Below are 18,132 nucleotides of genomic sequence, written 5' to 3'. Positions count from 1 at the left end.
CTCCTATTAAATTTTTAGGTTTATCCAAAACGTCCTGAGATATAATTTTCAGTATCTTCTTTAGCCGGGTTTGTAAAAATCTTAATGGTATCATCTGTTTCAATTAATTCTCCACTTAAAAAGAAAGCGGTCCGGTCAGAAACTCGAGAAGCTTGTTGCATGTTATGGGTTACCATCGCAATCGTATACTCTTCTTTTAATGAAGTAACCAATTCTTCAATTTTAGACGTTGAAATAGGATCCAGCGCACTTGTTGGCTCATCCATTAATAAAACTTCAGGCTCTACAGCCAAAGCACGAGCGATACAAATACGTTGTTGCTGCCCTCCGGAAATAGACAAAGCACTTCGATTTAAATAATCTTTCACTTCATCCCAAATGGCTGCAGATTTTAACGAATTTTCGACTATTTCATCTAATTTATTTTTATCTGTAATCCCATGCGTTCTAGGTCCATAAGCAATATTATCATAAATACTTTTACGAAAAGGATTCGGATGTTGAAAAACCATTCCTACTCTTTTACGTAAAACGTTGACATCCGTTTTAGAGGAATAAATATCTTCACCATCTAATTTAATCGTTCCCTCTACTCTAGCATCCTCAACTAAATCATTCATCCGATTTAGTGTTTTAATATAGGTTGACTTACCCGAACCAGAAGGCCCAATAAAAGCGATAATTTGATTTTCATAAATATCCATATTAATATTTTTCAATCCTTGAAAATCACCATACCACAGATTTAAATCTCTTATTTTCATTTTACTCTTCATTCTATTTGCCTCCTCCAGCCAGTTTCCGACCGATTAATGTCGATAATCCATTTAAAGCTAATACAAGAATCAATAAAATAACAGCTGTTGCATAGGCTTCATTGACATAAAAACCTTCACTAGACAGAATATACATATGAACAGCCAGTGTTCTTCCCGATGAGAATACAGAATGCGGAAGATTGGTAGATGAACCTAGCGTATAAATTAAAGCTGCTGATTCCCCTATAATTCGTCCAATCGCTAGAATGACACCAGAAAGTATCCCTGGCATCGCCACAGGTAAAACAACATTAAAAATCGTCCTTAATTTTCCAGCACCTAAAGCAAAACTTGCTTGTCGTAAAGACATATCCACTGATATTAATGCTTCTTCCGTTGAGCGGATAATTAAGGGCAGTACCATAATCGTAGTCGTCATGATTCCGGCTAGCAATGAAAATTGAAACCCAAGAAACGTTACAAAGAACAGAAAACCAAACAGGCCGTAAACAATTGAAGGGACCGCGGATAAGGTATCTATCGCCATCGAAATGACTTTAACTACAAATTTACTTCGATCAGCGTATTCCACCAAATAAATAGCAGTGAATACTCCAATAGGTGTCGCCACTAAAAGTGAACCACCAATCACATACAAGGTTGTAATTAATGCCGGCATTAAGGAAACATTCTCTGTTGTATAGTTCCAAGCAAATAAAGAAGGTGTAATATGCGGAACGCCTTTGATTAAAATAAACAAAACAATGAAGCCTAATACACCAAAAGTGACCGACGCACCAAAGTAAACCAATCCTCGAGCCATTTTACTTTTATTCATTCGCTTGTGTCCTCTCTATTTTTAATAACAATAAAGATTGAGTTAATTATTAAGATAAAGACAAACAAAATAACTCCTGTTGCAATTAAGGCTTGACGGTGATCGCCGGCCGCATAACTCATCTCTAAAACGATATTGGTTGTTAATGTTCGAACACCACTTAATAAACTATCAGGGATGATGGGCTGGTTTCCAGCAATTAATACCACAGCCATCGTCTCACCAATCGCTCGACCAATTCCTAATACAATACTTGAAAGAACTCCCGATGAAGCTGCAGGTAGCATGACACTAAAAATCGTACGTTCATGCGTTGCTCCTAAGCCAATACTTCCATTATAATAACTCCTTGGAACTGCACGAATTGCCGACTCAGACAATTCTATAACCGTCGGTAAAATCATAATCGCTAAAAGTAACATCGCGGTCAACATACTATAGCCATTTCCACCGATATAATCTCTAATAATAGGCACGACTAATTGCAAAGCAAAAAAGCCATAAACAATGGATGGGATAGAAGCCATTAAACTGATCCCTGGTTTTAATATTTTATACAAGTTGTTTGGGCAATACTCTGCCATAAAAATGGCGGTCAAAATACCAATGGGCACCCCAATCATCGTTGCTCCAAGAGTGACGTATATAGAGCCTAAGATCATAGGAAATAATCCAAAACTCGGTGAACTTGCAGTCGGTCGCCAGACTGTTCCAAACAAAAATTCACTAAAACCGTATTTTCTCATAACGGGAATCCCATTAGTAAACATGAATACAATAATAAGAACTAATGACACAATAGACATAAAGGCTGAGATAAAAAAGATGCCATTCATAACCCGTTCTTTTTGTTTAAACAACCGAATCATCCTTTCTCAATGTAAAATGGATACTCTGACATGAAGCAAATAACGATTATCTATTAAATTTTATAGATCAAATATAACAATAAACGGTTTCCAACACTAGTAGATTGCTACTGCTGAGCCCCATTTGCTTCTAATTGATACACAAGAAAATAAGGGAAGATCACTGAGTATCCTCCCAATTTTATTCAAATATTTTTCGTTATTTTTTTATATTATTGAACTTCATCCCAGGTTGTTGTATCTCCTAAATAAATACTTTGAATTTGTTCTAAGGTGATTTCTTCAAGCGGGTTGTCATGATGAACAATCAACGCAATCCCATCTACCGCAATTGCATCGACTCCAGCAACCTGTGTCGCTTCTTCCTCATCAAGTTCGCGTGAAGCCATTCCAATATCGGCACTTCCATCAATAACGGCAGTAATTCCTGCACCTGATCCAGGAGCGGTGATATCAATCGTTACATTCGGATTGTGTTCTTTGTAAGCTTCAGCGAAGGCTTGCATTAAAGGTTCTACTGAAGTTGAGCCTACAATATTAATCTCGCCCGATACTTCTTCAGATTTGTATTCTGGAGTTTGTACATCTACAGAAACGTAGCCTTGTTCTTCCACAATATTTTGCGCTTCTTCTGAAAACATAAAGCTATAAAAATCTTGTGCTGCTTCATTTAGATTCTCACCATAAGTGATATTAAAATTTCGAGCGACTTGGTATTCACCAGAAGCTACAGTTTCAGGCGTAGGTTCTATCCCGTCAACTGCTAGACCTGCAACCGATTCATCAAGTGATCCTAAAGAAATATAGCCCAATGAATGAATATCACCAGCAACAGCTTGCATAACTCCACTTGTACTATTTTGAACCGTAGCTGTTGGGGTTGTATTATCATCTTCATTTTCATCAACAACTCCTGTAATTTCAACAAAAGCACCGCGAGTTCCAGAACCATCTTCGCGTGTAATCACATGGATATCTGAAGTATCCTCAAAAGCGGAAGCGGAAGAATCAGCTTCCTCATTTCCACAAGCCGTTAACAATAAAGATCCACTAAATAATGCTAGCCATGTTACTGAACTTTTCAAAGTCATATACAAATCTCCTCTATTTTATAAAGTTGAAGGACATCTCTCTGTCTTTCAGCTTTATCATACAACTCGATTATTTATATACGATTTATTTCATGTAAATATTGTGTAAAAGTATATTCTTTTTTATTGTTTTCCACAGGATTAATCGGAAGAATCACTCCAAAGGTTGTCCCTATGTTCTCCTCACTAAATAGTTCTAAACGTCCATTCATATTCTCAACCAACCATTTTACAATGGATAAGCCTAATCCGGTCCCCCCGGAATTTCGACTTCTGGCTTTATCTACGCGATAGAATCTCTCAAAAATCCGAGTTTGATCTTTTTTCGACAGACCAATCCCGTTATCAATCACTTGAATATGCGCTTCATTATCTACTTGACTTAAGTGAATGATAACCATTCCTTCTGCCGGCGTATATATAATCGCATTGGCGACTAAATTCATTAAAATTTGTTTCAGTTGATCACGATTGGCTGTGATCGTTACAGGTGAGTCTTCTTCAATCCAGCAAGTCATCTTTTTTTGGTCGATTCTTTGTTGTAAAATAGTCAACACTTCTTCGGCTACCTCGCGCAGGTTTACCTTTTCTGTAGAAACAGACAGTTTTCTTTGTTCTAATTTGGATAATTGTAAAATATCTTGCACCATAGAATCTAATCGGGTGGCTTCTTTTGACATAATTTCTAAAAATTCTTTTAAAACTTTTTCGTCATACATGGCGCCATCCAGTAAAGTTTCACTAAAACCTTTTAACGCAGTCACTGGCGTTCTGAGTTCATGCGAAACATTCGCCGTAAAATCGGTTCGAATATTTTCTAAGCGCCGCATTTCTGTAATGTTATACAATAAAACGATATAGTTCTTCTCCCCTTCTTCTTTTCCAGGAATCGGTACAACATTCGCATCCAATACTTTTTCATCTGGAAAATAGATGGTGATTTCTGCATTTAATGTTTTTTTCAATGCATATGAACGCTCAATCAATTCGGTTAATTCGGCACTTTTTATATAATCTGTATACAATAAGTTTTTTTCTCCATAGAGATTTACATTTAATAATTCATTCATGGCTGGGTTTACAATTCGAACGATTCGATTCTCATCTAATAACATCACACCCACAATTAAGTGATTAATTAATCGCTCCATACGTTTTTCACTTGTTTTTAACTCTAATTCTTGTTGTTCTAAATTTTCCGCAAGTTCATTGATTGAATTTCCTAAGTCATTAATTTCTTTATAAGATTGCCCGACATAACGCACCTCATAATCCGCTACCGATAATTCGCTAAGTACACCTTGCATCTGATCGATAGGCGTTGTAATTTGGTCCATCCACTTTTTTAGCAGTAAAAATAAAAAAGTCGCTAATAATACCATTCCAATTAATAAAACAATAAAAACCAATCGAATAATATCGGCTAAATCTGGAATTTCACTAGCAATTCTTAAAATACCAAGAGGCTGATTTGTTTCATTATAAACTGCTTGAGCCACAAAATATAAAGGCTGTGCAGATCTTTTTGTTGTATAGTCGGTAATCCGCACCATTTCACCCTCTAAAAGCTTTTGAATTTCAAAAGCATTAAATATCTCCCCTATTTTTTCAGATTCTTGGCTCGAGTCATACAATACATTTCCCTCGGGGTCTAAAAAAGTCACTCGTTCATTTACAATCGGAACGATGGTTTCTAAGATTTGTATCGCTTCTTCCGTATCTGATTCGTCAATCCTATTTTGATGAATTTGCTCATCTATATAGGTCGTTAAAGAGATCATATCATGATCAAGTCTTTTTGTTTCTTGTTCTTCAATTCTATTTTCTACAATATTAGATAGAACAAAATAAAAAACGAGCATGAATATGGCAACAATAATAAAATATAAAAGATAAAGCTTTCGTTTGATATAATTCATCTTGGCGCCTCTAATTTATAACCAAACCCCCGAGCCGTGATAATGTATTCGGGTTTTTTTGTATCTTCTTCGATTTTTTCTCTTAAATGACTGATATGAACATCCACAATCCTCGTTTCTCCTGAAAAATCATAGTCCCAAATCGCATGTAACAATTGTTCGCGGCTTAAAATACGACCCATTCGGCGAGACAAATACAATAACAGTTCAAATTCTTTTGGAGTCAAATCAATTAATTGATCACGAACATAGACCTCGTATTTTTCAGGATAAATTGTGATATTCCCCACCATAATCACTTCTCCATCCGATAGCGAGGAGTTTGAAGATTTCGGTTGACGAACTCTTCTTAAAATGGCTTTGATTCGTGCGACAACTTCTCGCGGGCTGAAGGGTTTAGTGATATAATCGTCGGCCCCAATTTCCAAACCAAGAATTTTATCAATTTCTGTATCTTTTGCGGTCAACATAATAATGGGAACCTCCAACTTTTCTTGCCGGATAGCCCGACAAATATCCATCCCATCACAACTTGGTAACATTAAATCTAATAAAATAATGTCATATCTATTTTCCAAAGCCATGTCTAAACCTTCCTGGCCATCCATTGAAGAATCAATCTCATAGCCTTCTTGCTCCAAGTTATAGGTTAAGAGCTTTAAAATAGAGAATTCATCTTCAATAATGAGCACTCGTTTCATATCCTCATCTCTCTTTCTAGGTAATATTTTTCATGTTCCGTTTTCAATCTTATTCATCTAAAAGCAATAAACCTAAATTATTATAATCATCATCATATAAAGGAGTTTCTGCAATTACTATTTCGCCATCTGTTCTTTGAATCCGTAATTTTATATATGAGCGATTATAAGCGAGGACTTCATTAAATTCTGCTCGACTCTCCATATCGATATCATTAATCGTTAGAATCAGATCCCCTATCGATAAATTAAGTCGTTCTGCAGGAGAATCTGGACGTACAGCAATAACTCTCAATCCTATATCTGCAGGGCCATACTGAATATTTGCCATTTTTTCTCTTCTTCGATGTCTATACATTACGAATATGCCTAAAACAAGTAGAACCCCTGTAAGCCAAATACTTACTGCAGGATAAAAATAAGCGAAAATAACACCTATTCCTCCTACTAAAAATAAGTTTATAAAATCTTTTTGTATTTTTTCTCTCGCTATACGAAGTAATTGCGAAGACACCGTGTAATGTAAGCCTACTAACACTGGAAGGAGTACTAAAGCATAACGTTCACTTCCAATATTAAATAATGGCCACCATTTAGCAAAAGGTTCAATAATATTTCCAGGTACAATGATAGCCATGGGAAGAACCCATAAAATTTTATTCGGATATTTTGCGACTTTTTTTCCTCGTTTACTGTCACTTAGCATTGGAAAAACTTTATTTTCCTCTTGTTTTTTCATCATAAAAATAGTTAGTAATAAAATAAGCAACATGAAGATCAATATATTATTTAATAGTGGAGAAATCGTTTCAAGTTCAAAATCTAAGTTAAATAATTTTTCATTCAAAAGAGGTTTGAGTTTATTCAAGTTTAACCCTACTTCGAATCTATCAGACATATATAATAAGATAGAGGAAATAGAAAAAGTAAATAACGGATGAATAAAACGTGAGCCACCTAGAAGTAATAATACAATCGTCGTGGCTTGGTAAATCAGATACCATTCAAGAGTTAAAGGTATCCCTAAAAAAATTGAAACCATTGACAGGATAAGTCCTGGCAATAACCCTTTCATCAAATAATCTTTTATTTCAAAGTTTGTCCGATTAAAATTAACACGAAAATGCTCTCTCGAGTATTTCACCCGTTGCTTATGATTAAAGTATGCATAAATTAAACCAATAATAAAAACGGGTTGTAAAAAATAGAGAAGAATTGCCCATAATAAATTTGTCGTCATCATTTTTCACTTCTTTCCAGTCAGTCATTTAATGTGCTTAAAGTCATTCTACAATCTTCAGAATTTCTTTTCAATAAAATTTGAAGGAATAGGAATTCATTTAAATATTTAATAAAAAATTTTGTTTGTTTTCTCTAAAAAAAGCTTTATTTAAAGAGCCCACACGCGGGCGCTCTTCTCCGCGCGTGAGCGGGGTGAGCTCGCGTGCGGGCAACTTACTCCGCGTGTGAGCGGGGTGAGCTCGCGTGCGGGCAACCTTCTCCGCGTGTGAGCGGGGTGAGCTTGCGTGCGGGCAACCTTCTCCGCGTGTGAGCGGGGGTGAGCTTGCGTGCGGGCAACCTTCTCCGCGTGTGGGCGACCTCTTTTATTGTTTGTGTGTAGATACTCTTCTCATCTACTTCAATTTTTAAAACTATTTATCAACTTGATAAACCTTGTATTAAAAAAAGCCTCAAGTAACTTGCGGTTACGCGGTTACCTTGAGACTTTAAACGAATGTAATTTTTGGTTGAATCGTAAAATTTAAATTTTAAAGGATTTTCTTTGACTTAACGTCCAAATCCAGCAACATAGTTTGACCAGTATCCTGAATTAATTGTAGATACGGCAACTCCTGTTGAAGTTTGTGAACCGATAAAGCTTCCACCACCTAAGTAAATTCCTACGTGATCAATTCCTCCGCCTTGACTGAAGAAAACTAAATCACCAGGTTGTGCTTGGCTTTGTGAAATTCGAGTAGTTGCACTATATTGTCCAGCTGCAGTACGTGGTAATGAACGTCCAGCTTGGTTAAAGACATAAGACGTATATCCTGAACAATCAAATGCCGCAGGTGTTGTACCTGAATAGCTATAAGGTGTACCTGTTAAGCTATGTGCAATACTTACGACTGAACCACCATTTGCTGCTGGTGCTTTTGGTGCTGCTGGCGTTTCAGTTTTAGCTTTTGAACTTGCAGAAGATGAACTAGCTGTTGAACTAGCTGTTGAACTAGCTGTTGAACTAGCTGCTGAACTTTCTGTAGAACTTGCTGTTGTTACTTCATCCGAGCTTGCAGATGCAGAAACTGTTCTAGCTGTTTCTAGTTCTTTACGTCTTTGTTCAGCGGCTTCTGCTTGAGCGACAAGAGTACTACGTTCTTCTTTAGCTTTTGATTTTTCTGCTGCAATGCTTGCTAGCATACTTTCTTGTTCAGCTTGACGTTCTGCCAAAGCATTTTTATTGGCTTCTAATTTTCCAGCGATTTTGTTTTGTTCTTCTTGTTTCTTCACTGTTTCATTCTCTTTTGCTTCAACTTGTGCTTTATCTTCTTCTTGTTGAGCTAGAGTTTGTTTATTTGAAGAAATCAAAGTAGAAACCACGTCAATTCGGCCAACAACATCATTTAGTGAGTCTGCATTTAAGACAAAATTAACGATGTTCCCTGACTCACCCATAATTTGTAGGGCGCGTGCTTGATCTTCTAAGTGCGCTTCACGAAGGTCAATTACTAGATTTAAATCTTCAATTTCATTTTGTAATTTTTCTAGTAATTCTTTTGTTTCTTCCATTTCAGCTACTAAACTTTCAGCTTCTGCTTCATTTTCTTTAATTTCTTTTTGAAGTTTGGCTAATTTATTTGATGCTTCGTTTTGTTCTGAAGTAAGATCAGAAATTAACGTATCAAATTCTGAAACAGTTGAGGGAGCAGCCTTCGCTAATACAGTAGGTGAAGCCAAAGTTGTTAAACCGATTGTACCTGCCATCGCTAATGACAATAATTTTTTCTTGATCATTTAATTTTTATCCTCCAAATATTTATATTCGTTTTTTAATTTTTAATTTATTACACTTTTAAGAATCTTCTAATGGATAGTGCGGATCCTGTAGCTCCAATCACAATACCAATTCCTGTTAATAATAGGATTAATTGATACATAAAAGGTGACGGTGTTAATAATGAGAAGTAAGTTCCTTGGAAGAATCCAGAAACTGCACCATATACTGAGTTATAGATAAACCATAAAGCAGCGGATGGAATTACTGCACCGATAAATCCGATGAGGGCTCCTTCAATTAAGAATGGCCAACGAATAAACCAGTTAGTTGCTCCCACCAACTTCATGATTTCTATTTCTGTACTTCTTGAGAAGATAGTAATTCGAATGGTGTTTGAAATTAAGAATATTGCGGTGAATATCAAGGCGATGATAATAATTCCACCAATATTACGGATAGTTGCTGTCATTTTGAATAATCGATCAGCTTCTGCTCCGCCATAGTTTACTTCTGAAACAAAATCCATTGGCTCAATTTCTTTTGCTACTTTGGATGTTTCTTCAGGAGAAGTCGTGTCAACTATAAATACATTATATAACGGATTTTGATCTCCTTGGTATAACTCAAAGGTATCTCCATAACTTCCAACAACGTTTTCTAATTCTTCTTCACGACTTGAAAACGCAACATTTTCGACATTTTCTAGATTTTCTAAATCTTTTTGTAGTTGTTCTTGCTCTTCTTCTTCAGCCGCAAGATCTACGTATACTCGAACACTTACATCATTTTCAATATCTGCAGCAAGTTCGTTAATGTTCATCACTGTAGCGATTAATCCACCGACTAGCAATAATGTGATGGCTACCGCACTAATTGCAGCAAAACTCATCCAGCCATTACGTTTTATACTTTTAAAGCCTTCTTTTATATGTCGGCCAACAGTTCTAATTTTCATACGTATAACCCCCTTTTTCTTCATCTCGGGTAATACGTCCATCATCGATTACAATGACTCGATGTTTGTATTTATTAACGATCTCACTATTATGAGTTGCCATAATAATGGTTGTTCCTTGAGCATTAATTGTTTCTAATATTTTCATAATCCCAGCAGATGTATCAGGATCCAAGTTCCCTGTTGGTTCATCCGCTACTAATACGCGAGGCATGTTTGCAATTGCTCGAGCAATGGCCACACGTTGTTGCTCTCCACCAGATAGTTCATTAGGATACATGTCTGTTTTGTGTTCTAACTTCACTAATTTCAATACTTCTTCTACTCGAGCTTCAATTTGCCGAGTACTTTTTTCTAGAACTTCCATTGCATACGCAATATTTTCAAATACAGTGAGCGTTGGTAATAATTTAAAGTCTTGGAAAACAACGCCGACTTGTCTTCTTAAAAATGGAACGTTCTTTTCTTTCATTTCATTAATATCAAAGTCCCCTACTGAAACAGTCCCTTTTGTAGGTAAAACCTCTCGATACATTAAGCGCATAAAGGTCGATTTCCCTGCTCCACTAGGCCCTACTACATAAACAAATTCGCCTTGTTCAATTTGAACAGACAAATCATGAATAGCTGTTATGCCATTCCCATATACTTTCGATACGTTTTTCATTTCTATCATAGTTTATAAACACCTTATTTATAGATTTATTAAAGTAAAAATGGCCGTATCTACCGCCATCCGAAGGTAGTATAACACCCCTTGCTAATGAATATGTGTGAATTACATTACATTAATATTTCAAACTTAACATAATGTTTCATAAATCACGCCTACAAGTAACTTTTAGATATAAATCCAGTAGGTATCACACCTTAATATTTCAAGTGATCTCATTTTCCCAAACTTATTACTTGATTTCTTTTTAAATGTCAAAAGATTAGCTTTCTATTTTTAACAAGCGTTTTAACTGACAAGGGGTTTTATTTTATGAGATAGTTAACTTTCGTCATCATTTCGTATTTATTCATTAGAAAAGAACTCAAAAAGCAGAGACCGAAGTCCCTGCTTTTTTATTATTGGATTATTTTTCGTGTTTTACCTTAAATTTCTTGATGGTCGTTGATGGTTAGTCTTAAATAGGCTTCGATGAATGGATCGAGGTCTCCATTTAACACCCCATCGGCATTCCCTGTTTCTTCATGGGTTCGGTGATCTTTTACCATCGAATAAGGGTGGAAAACATAGGAACGAATTTGTGATCCCCAGCCGATTTCTTTTTGTTCTCCTCGCATTTTTGCAAGTTTCGCTTCTTTTTCTTCTAACTCTTTTTGAAACAATTTAGATTTCAAGAGTTGCATAGCGGTTTGGCGGTTAGCAAGTTGAGATCGACCAGCTTGACTGGTTGCGACAATACCTGTTTTTAAATGCGTAATTCGTACCGCGGATTCTGTTTTATTTACGTGCTGACCACCCGCTCCACTTGCGCGATATACGTCGACTCGAATGTCATCCGGCTGCACATCAATTTCAATATCATCTGAAACTTCAGGAGTGACTTCGCATGAAACAAAAGATGTATGGCGACGGCCGCTTGAGTCAAAGGGAGAGATTCTGACTAAACGATGAACCCCTTTTTCGGCCTTTAATAACCCATACGCGTACTCTCCTTTAACCAGTAAAGTTACGCTTTTGATTCCGGCCTCTTCACCGTTTTGGTAGTCAATCATTTCATAACTAAATCCTTTGTGTTCAATCCAGCGGGTATACATTCGAAGAAGCATTTCACCAAAATCTTGAGACTCTGTACCTCCTGCGCCAGGATGCAACTCTAAAATCGCATTGTTTCGGTCATACGGTTCACTCAATAGAATAATTAATTCAAAGTCTTCCGTTTCTTGATGCAGTTGCTTGATTCCTTCATTTAGTTCTTCTTTAAGGTCCTCATCGTTTGTTTCTTCTACCATCTCTAACATCAACTGATATTCCTCAACACCCTCACTTAATTTCATAAATGAGTCATACTTGTTTTTTATATCATTTGAATCATTAATCACTTGTTGTGCTTTTTGTGAATCATCCCAGAATCCAGGTTCCGCCATTCTTTCTGTGTATTCTTGGATGTCCAGGCTCATTTGTTCTAAGTCAAAGAGACCCCCTAAAAGCCTCTATTTTTTTATCTAGGCGTTCTAATTCTTTACGTATTTCACTAATTTCCATTCTATTTCCTCCTCAAGAATAAAGAACCCCTCTGTTGGAAAGCAGGGGTTCAAAATGACAGGTTCGAGTTGTTTTTATTTTCTTCTTCTTTTAACTTTTTTAGGTTGTGTGGCTGGTTGAGTTTGTTCACGTTCTAAGTTTTGTCGAATTCTTGATTTCAATAGCAAGCGTGTTACTTCATACTCTACGTCTGCAATCATTTCTTCAAATAAACGATACCCTTCTTGTTGGTATTCGATTAGTGGGTCGCTTTGTCCATAAGAACGTAGGCCGATTCCTTGTCTTAATTGATCCATTTCATCAATATGGTCGGTCCATTGTTGGTCCACCACACGTAAGACGACAACTTTTTCAAACTCTAAAAACATTTCTTCGTTTTCGAGTTCTTCTTTTTGAGTGGTGTAATTCTCTCTAGCTATTTCTTGGAGATAATCTCGTATTTCACGGGCGGTTTTGCCTTCTAAATCTTTTTCCTCTAAACCTTCTTCTCTTAAAAGAACGGTATGAGCAAATTCTACAAGATAGCTTAAATTCCAATCCTCGGCTTTTTCTTCTTGTGTATACATATCAACATAGCGATCAATCGTACGTTGAATCATTGGAATGGTCACATAGTTTAGCGATTTATCTTGTAAAATGACTTCTTCACGTTGAGAATAAATCACTTCACGCTGTTCACGCATAACATCGTCATATCTTAAGACGCTCCGACGTGTATCATAGTTGTTTCCTTCAATTCGTTCTTGGGCAGATTCAATCTGACGAGTAATCATACGGCTTTGAATGACCGCATCATCCCCTTCGATTTTTAGACGTTCGAGTAGTTGTTGAATCGCGTCTGAACCAGCACGTCGCATTAAATCATCTTCTAAAGAAAGATAGAATTGAGAAACACCTGGGTCTCCTTGACGACCTGAACGTCCTCTTAATTGGTTATCAATTCGACGAGATTCATGTCGTTCAGTACCAATAACAGCTAAGCCGCCAAGTTCGGTCACTCCAGGACCAAGTTTAATATCTGTCCCACGACCAGCCATGTTTGTTGCAATCGTCACTGAACCTGGTTGTCCAGCATTTACAATAATTTCAGCTTCACGGAAGTGATTTTTAGCATTTAAGATTTCGTGTGGAATACCTTCTTGTTTTAGATATTGGCTTAATAATTCAGACGTTTCAACGGCAACGGTACCGACTAAGATCGGTTGGCCGGCTTCATAACGTTCTTTAATATCTCGAACAACGGCTCTAAATTTACTATCTAAGGTAGGATAGATAATATCATCGCGGTCATCACGAACCATTGGACGGTTTGTTGGGATCGCAATAACATTCATATTATAAATTTCAGTAAATTCTTCTTCTTCTGTTTTAGCTGTACCGGTCATCCCGGCTAGCTTTTCGTACATCCGGAAGAAGTTTTGGAAAGTAATAGTTGCCATTGTTTTTGTTTCTTTTTGAATTTCAACATTTTCTTTTGCTTCAATGGCTTGGTGCAAACCATCTGAATAACGACGGCCTTCCATGATTCGTCCTGTAAATTGATCTACAATTTTCACTTCATCTTCATCCACTACATAATCAATATCGCGCAACATAATGTAATTTGCACGAAGCGATTGGTCTAAATGGTGTACAAGTTCTTGATTGTTTACATCATATAAATTTGAGGTACGGAAAGCTTGTTCTGCTTTATCAATTCCTTCTTCTGTGAAACTGATGGTCTTTGTTTGGACATCAATGGTGTAATCTTCATCTTCTTTCAATCCCTTAACAAAGAAATCACATCGCGTGTAAAAAGAAGAAGAAATGTTAGCTTGTCCTGAGATAATTAAAGGCGTTCTGGCTTCATCAATTAAAATGGAGTCTACCTCATCTAATATCGCAAACGATAAAGGACGTAGAACCATGTCTTCTTTATAAACAACCATGTTATCTCGCAGATAATCAAAGCCTAATTCATTGTTTGTCGTATAGGTAATGTCTGACTCATATGCTTCACGTTTTTCAGCCGAAGATTTTGAATTTAAGTTTAAACCTACTGAAAGGCCTAACCATTCATATAATTCACCCATTTCTTCCGCATCACGTGTCGCTAAATATTCGTTAACTGTAACCACATGAACCCCTTTACCTGAAAGGGCATTTAAATAAACTGGCATTGTAGCGGTTAATGTTTTACCTTCACCTGTTTTCATCTCGGCAATATTACCTTCGTGTAAAGCCATCCCTCCCATTAACTGAACACGGAATGGGAATAAACCTAAAATACGTTTCGACGCTTCACGTACCGTGGCAAAAGCTTCGGGTAAAATATCATCTAAAGATTCTCCCGCTTCTAGGCGGCTTTTAAAATCAGGTGTTTTAGCTTGTAACTCTTCATCCGATAGCGCAGCATATTCATTTTCTAATGCTTCAATACGATTTGCTATTTTGCCGTATCGTTTGAGCGATTGGCGATCCGTATCGAATAATTCTTTTAAAAATTGGACCATTTTTTAGTCTCCTTCAGTAACCGTTCTATTCTTGTTTCATTCTTTTTATTCGTTTATTATGTAATTAAAAAAGCTCAATTTCAAAATATTGAGCAATCGTATCATCATGAATGTTAGACTACTAAATATCTTAGCAATAATATTATTAAAATACAATTGGAAATCTAACATTTATTCGCAAAAAGAGGAGCAGCATTATTCGCTGCTCCTCTGGTTGATATAAATTTTAATCGTAAGTAGATTATTATTCTATTTCATCTGTTTCAATCAGACCATAATCTCCATCATCACGTTTATAGACGATATTTGTGCTATCTGTATCGGCGTCTAAGAACACAAAGAAATCATGACCTAACATTTCCATTTGTAAGACTGCTTCTTCAGCATTCATTGGTTTTAAATCGAATCTTTTCGTACGAACAATTCGAATAGCTTCTGACTCGTCTACTCCACCATTCACTTCTTCGTTAATTTCATCATCTAGGTCTTTGGTTTCTTCTAATAAATCTGGAGATATTGCATCAGGAAGCCCTGTTTGTTGGCGGCGGAATTTACGATTTATTTTTGTTTTATATTTCCTCATTTGTCGTTCTAACTTATCTGAAACTAAATCAATACTTCCATAAAGGTCCGGAGAAGTTTCTTCCGCTCGTAAAACAATGTTTGGTAACGGAATCGTTACTTCAGCTTTTCCCGTACGGTCAGAGTAGATTTTTAAATTGACATGAGCATTTGCTTCTGGCACTTCGTCAAAATATTTCTCTACCTTCCCCACTTTTGATTCAACATATTCTCTGATAGCTGGTGTAACCTCAATATTTTCTCCGCGTACATTATAATTCAACATACTACCTCACCCTTCCGTCCTGTTTAACTATATTTGTTACGAAATAAAATAAAAATACATCCAGTTATTTGCATTTATTTTATTTATATTAAGTATACAGGAGTGTGTTTTTTTTAACAAGAGAACGCTATCTAAATTCTAGGAATCTTCTTTCTTTTTTTAAACTTTCACCTTTATTCTTTATCGAAATAAGGAGAAGGTTTTGATTTCATAAGGATCAGACAGAGCTGTTTCAAATAACAAGCGTGCATGCAAGATTGTCCGACCGGTCGTATACACGTCATCTACAATTAATAGTTTATTTTTTGAACTTTTTTGTAATGTTTTTTGGTTTATTAATTGAAAAGGCTGTGGTGTTTTTAACCGTTCCGGTCGGTTTTTACTCGATTGAGATGCTTCGTGTCTAACATTTTCAAGGAAAGGAATGTAAGGGATCTCTGCTTTTTCCAGTAACAGTTCCACTTGGTTAAATCCTCGTTTCTGTTTACTGTGAGTATTTAGCGGAATTGGGGTAATCAAATATTCCTTTTGATATTTATTTAAACACTCATGAAGATCTTCTGAGAAGATATTTGCTAAGAGTAAATCTCCTTGAAATTTATATTGGTCCATATATTCTTTAGCTATTTCATTGTATGCATATAAAGCTTCATGATTTAGATGTGTTTTTGGATACTGTTCTTGCCATTTTTTACAATCTTTACAATAGTCATGAGAACTTTGTGGTCGAAAGCAACCAGGACAACTATTGGTAGAAACAATTTTTTCGAATTTATTTCTGCACTTCTCACATAGAAATTTTTCTTTTATTTTTTGACGCGAAAATATAAAGGATAAGCTCAAATTATTTCTGAGGCTCTGATTACATAAAACACAAGTGTTCATTGAATCAGCCCTCTCGTCCTTGCAAGTTTATTCATCTGTTTAATTTGCTTAACCGCTCGTTTCATCGCAATGCTTTTACCGTCATGATAAAAAATAACTTCTCCTGTAGGATAATCCGCCGCTCTTCCGCAACGTCCAGCAATTTGTACCAAAGCTGATTCTGTGAAAATGCCATCCTCTGCTCCAATCACTAAGACATCTATATTTGGAAAGGTGATCCCTCGCTCAAGAATGGTGCTACTCATTAGGAACTGAAATTCTTTATTGCGCATGGCGCTTACTTTGGCTTTTCTTTCCGGATCTTCCGCAGAAACAGACGCAAAGGAACACTTAGGAAAGACAAGGCGCATCTTTTTCTCTAATTTTAGCATCCACTCAATATTTGGAATAAAAATTAAAAACCTTCTCTCTTCTTTTATGAGCTGCTGAATTTTCTTCCCACAAGGCGTTCTTAATGGTGATTTTAATAGTTTTTCATGCCAATTCCAACAGGCTTTTAACTTCGGAACAGGTAAAGGATGCCCATGATAACGTGCCGGAAGAATAGTGGATAGCAGCTTTTTATTTTTTACTTGTTTTTGCATTACCAGAGTCGGCGTGGCCGATAAGTAAATAAGACTACTTATTTTTTTCTTTGCTTTATTGGCTGCAAAAAACAAGGACTGATTAGAATGAAATGGAAAAGCATCCACTTCATCAATAATTAAAACATCAAAAGCCTCTTTGAATCGATACAACTGATGAGTCGTCGCAATAACCAATTGAGTATAACCATATTTTTCTTCCATTCCGCCATATAATACAGCTATTTTCGTATGTGAGAAAGCTTCTTTAATTCTTGGGGCTAGCTCTAAACAGACATCAATTCTAGGGGAAGCAATTCCTATTCGTTTTTTATTTTTTAAGCCATAAGCTATTCCTTCGTATAACATTTCTGTTTTCCCAGCTCCCGTAACGGCCCAAAGTAAGCGGGTTTGGTTTTTCTTTATCGTTTCCACAATATCTTTTGAGGCTTTTTCTTGTTGTTCCGATAAAGTTCCTTTCCAATGAAGAACTTCTTTTTTAGGGATTGGAAAATCATTGGGTTCTTTTAAATGGTAAAAATGACTACAACGTCGAACTTTTCCTAGTTTTAAACAGTTTCTACAATATCCACATGCTTCGCCACAAATGCAATGCTCTTTACTTACTGGAGTAAAAATAGTTTGACATCTTTTACAATAATATTTTCCTGCTTGTTTTGTGAAACTATCGGTGATCTCAACCTTGAATGGCTTCTCTTTAATTGCTTCTTGAACATTTTGAGGCAATTCGCTATCAAGTAGCTCTCTTCCGTATAATAATTCTTCCATGCTTCTTTCCTTTCTTATCATATTTTTTATTCCTATATATATAATTTGCATAAAATCTTGAATTTCTTTTATTTATTTTATTTTTTTTAAAATATTCATGTGAAAAGAAGTTTTGAACGCGCAATCAAGTCGTATTTGCGTGTGCTGGAACGCTCCAGCGCGCAATTTTCGGTAATCTGTGAGCGGTAACTCAACTTGCGCGCACTTTTCGG

General features: G+C 36.2%; 14 protein-coding genes and 1 pseudogene. All 15 read right to left on the bottom strand.

Annotated features, from left to right (window positions below; genetic code table 11):
• Positions 1-20: 20 nt before the first annotated feature.
• The 15 genes and pseudogenes from pstB to BUB96_RS00200 all read right to left on the bottom strand — a co-directional run bounded on the left by pstB (position 21) and on the right by BUB96_RS00200 (position 17,920).
• On the bottom strand, positions 21-764 hold the full coding sequence (pstB, locus tag BUB96_RS00270; RefSeq protein WP_407639280.1) for a phosphate ABC transporter ATP-binding protein PstB: 744 nt from the start codon (positions 762-764) through the stop codon (positions 21-23).
• A gap of 13 nt (positions 765-777) precedes the next feature.
• Positions 778-1,581: a phosphate ABC transporter permease PstA gene (gene pstA / locus BUB96_RS00265; protein WP_407639279.1), complete on the bottom strand. Its 804-nt coding sequence runs from the start codon at positions 1,579-1,581 to the stop codon at positions 778-780.
• 11 nt (positions 1,582-1,592) lie between these two features.
• The gene (pstC, locus tag BUB96_RS00260; protein WP_143274236.1) at positions 1,593-2,465 is read right to left on the bottom strand and encodes a phosphate ABC transporter permease subunit PstC; all 873 of its coding nucleotides are present in this window, start codon (positions 2,463-2,465) and stop codon (positions 1,593-1,595) included.
• 212 nt (positions 2,466-2,677) lie between these two features.
• Complete coding sequence (locus BUB96_RS00255; protein WP_073294424.1) at positions 2,678-3,556, bottom strand: substrate-binding domain-containing protein; 879 nt, start codon at positions 3,554-3,556, stop codon at positions 2,678-2,680.
• Between the two features lie 74 nt (positions 3,557-3,630).
• Entirely contained in the window at positions 3,631-5,475 is a 1,845-nt protein-coding gene (pnpS, locus tag BUB96_RS00250; protein WP_073294420.1) for a two-component system histidine kinase PnpS, read from the bottom strand.
• The gene (locus BUB96_RS00245) at positions 5,472-6,176 is read right to left on the bottom strand and encodes a response regulator transcription factor (RefSeq protein WP_073294417.1); all 705 of its coding nucleotides are present in this window, start codon (positions 6,174-6,176) and stop codon (positions 5,472-5,474) included. The genes pnpS and BUB96_RS00245 overlap by 4 nt, the downstream gene beginning before the upstream one ends.
• Positions 6,177-6,225: 49 nt before the next feature.
• The gene (locus BUB96_RS00240) at positions 6,226-7,419 is read right to left on the bottom strand and encodes a PDZ domain-containing protein (protein ID WP_073294414.1); all 1,194 of its coding nucleotides are present in this window, start codon (positions 7,417-7,419) and stop codon (positions 6,226-6,228) included.
• A gap of 545 nt (positions 7,420-7,964) precedes the next feature.
• Positions 7,965-9,191 carry a C40 family peptidase gene (locus BUB96_RS00235; RefSeq protein WP_084136551.1) on the bottom strand — a complete coding sequence of 409 codons (1,227 nt, stop codon included), beginning with the start codon at positions 9,189-9,191 and terminating at the stop codon, positions 7,965-7,967.
• Between the two features lie 50 nt (positions 9,192-9,241).
• Positions 9,242-10,129 (bottom strand): permease-like cell division protein FtsX, encoded by an 888-nt coding sequence (ftsX, locus tag BUB96_RS00230; protein ID WP_073294411.1) that lies wholly within the window; start codon positions 10,127-10,129, stop codon positions 9,242-9,244.
• A complete protein-coding gene (gene ftsE, locus BUB96_RS00225) occupies positions 10,119-10,805 on the bottom strand; it encodes a cell division ATP-binding protein FtsE (RefSeq protein ID WP_073294408.1) in 687 nt (228 codons plus the stop codon). Before ftsE ends, ftsX begins: the two co-directional genes overlap by 11 nt.
• Positions 10,806-11,227: 422 nt before the next feature.
• Positions 11,228-12,344 (bottom strand): peptide chain release factor 2 gene (gene prfB, locus BUB96_RS00220; RefSeq protein ID WP_407639278.1). Its coding sequence is split into 2 segments (ribosomal slippage): positions 11,228-12,271 and positions 12,273-12,344, totalling 1,116 coding nucleotides; the frame shifts between segments, so codons are not numbered across the junction.
• A gap of 122 nt (positions 12,345-12,466) precedes the next feature.
• Positions 12,467-14,836, bottom strand: a pseudogene (gene secA, locus BUB96_RS00215) (preprotein translocase subunit SecA); the annotation flags it as partial.
• Between the two features lie 244 nt (positions 14,837-15,080).
• Positions 15,081-15,683, bottom strand: coding sequence for a ribosome hibernation-promoting factor, HPF/YfiA family (gene hpf / locus BUB96_RS00210; RefSeq protein ID WP_073294398.1), 603 nt, complete (start codon positions 15,681-15,683; stop codon positions 15,081-15,083).
• Between the two features lie 180 nt (positions 15,684-15,863).
• Complete coding sequence (locus BUB96_RS10350; RefSeq protein WP_073294395.1) at positions 15,864-16,568, bottom strand: ComF family protein; 705 nt, start codon at positions 16,566-16,568, stop codon at positions 15,864-15,866.
• Entirely contained in the window at positions 16,565-17,920 is a 1,356-nt protein-coding gene (locus BUB96_RS00200) for an ATP-dependent helicase ComFA (RefSeq protein ID WP_073294389.1), read from the bottom strand. Before BUB96_RS00200 ends, BUB96_RS10350 begins: the two co-directional genes overlap by 4 nt.
• Positions 17,921-18,132: the final 212 nt, after the last annotated feature.

Source organism: Atopostipes suicloacalis DSM 15692 (assembly GCF_900129085.1).
In the GTDB taxonomy this organism is placed as follows: domain Bacteria; phylum Bacillota; class Bacilli; order Lactobacillales; family Carnobacteriaceae_A; genus Atopostipes; species Atopostipes suicloacalis.
Note: the sequence above shows the minus strand (reverse complement) of the source record. Positions and strands in the feature narration are given on the sequence as shown.

Coding starts and splice junctions, on each gene's coding strand:
- pstB (WP_407639280.1), bottom strand. CDS start 764: ATGAAAATAAGAGATTTAAATCTGTGGTATGGTGATTTTCAAGGATTG.
- pstA (WP_407639279.1), bottom strand. CDS start 1,581: ATGGCTCGAGGATTGGTTTACTTTGGTGCGTCGGTCACTTTTGGTGTA.
- pstC (WP_143274236.1), bottom strand. CDS start 2,465: ATGATTCGGTTGTTTAAACAAAAAGAACGGGTTATGAATGGCATCTTT.
- BUB96_RS00255 (WP_073294424.1), bottom strand. CDS start 3,556: ATGACTTTGAAAAGTTCAGTAACATGGCTAGCATTATTTAGTGGATCT.
- pnpS (WP_073294420.1), bottom strand. CDS start 5,475: ATGAATTATATCAAACGAAAGCTTTATCTTTTATATTTTATTATTGTT.
- BUB96_RS00245 (WP_073294417.1), bottom strand. CDS start 6,176: ATGAAACGAGTGCTCATTATTGAAGATGAATTCTCTATTTTAAAGCTC.
- BUB96_RS00240 (WP_073294414.1), bottom strand. CDS start 7,419: ATGATGACGACAAATTTATTATGGGCAATTCTTCTCTATTTTTTACAA.
- BUB96_RS00235 (WP_084136551.1), bottom strand. CDS start 9,191: ATGATCAAGAAAAAATTATTGTCATTAGCGATGGCAGGTACAATCGGT.
- ftsX (WP_073294411.1), bottom strand. CDS start 10,129: ATGAAAATTAGAACTGTTGGCCGACATATAAAAGAAGGCTTTAAAAGT.
- ftsE (WP_073294408.1), bottom strand. CDS start 10,805: ATGATAGAAATGAAAAACGTATCGAAAGTATATGGGAATGGCATAACA.
- hpf (WP_073294398.1), bottom strand. CDS start 15,683: ATGTTGAATTATAATGTACGCGGAGAAAATATTGAGGTTACACCAGCT.
- BUB96_RS10350 (WP_073294395.1), bottom strand. CDS start 16,568: ATGAACACTTGTGTTTTATGTAATCAGAGCCTCAGAAATAATTTGAGC.
- BUB96_RS00200 (WP_073294389.1), bottom strand. CDS start 17,920: ATGGAAGAATTATTATACGGAAGAGAGCTACTTGATAGCGAATTGCCT.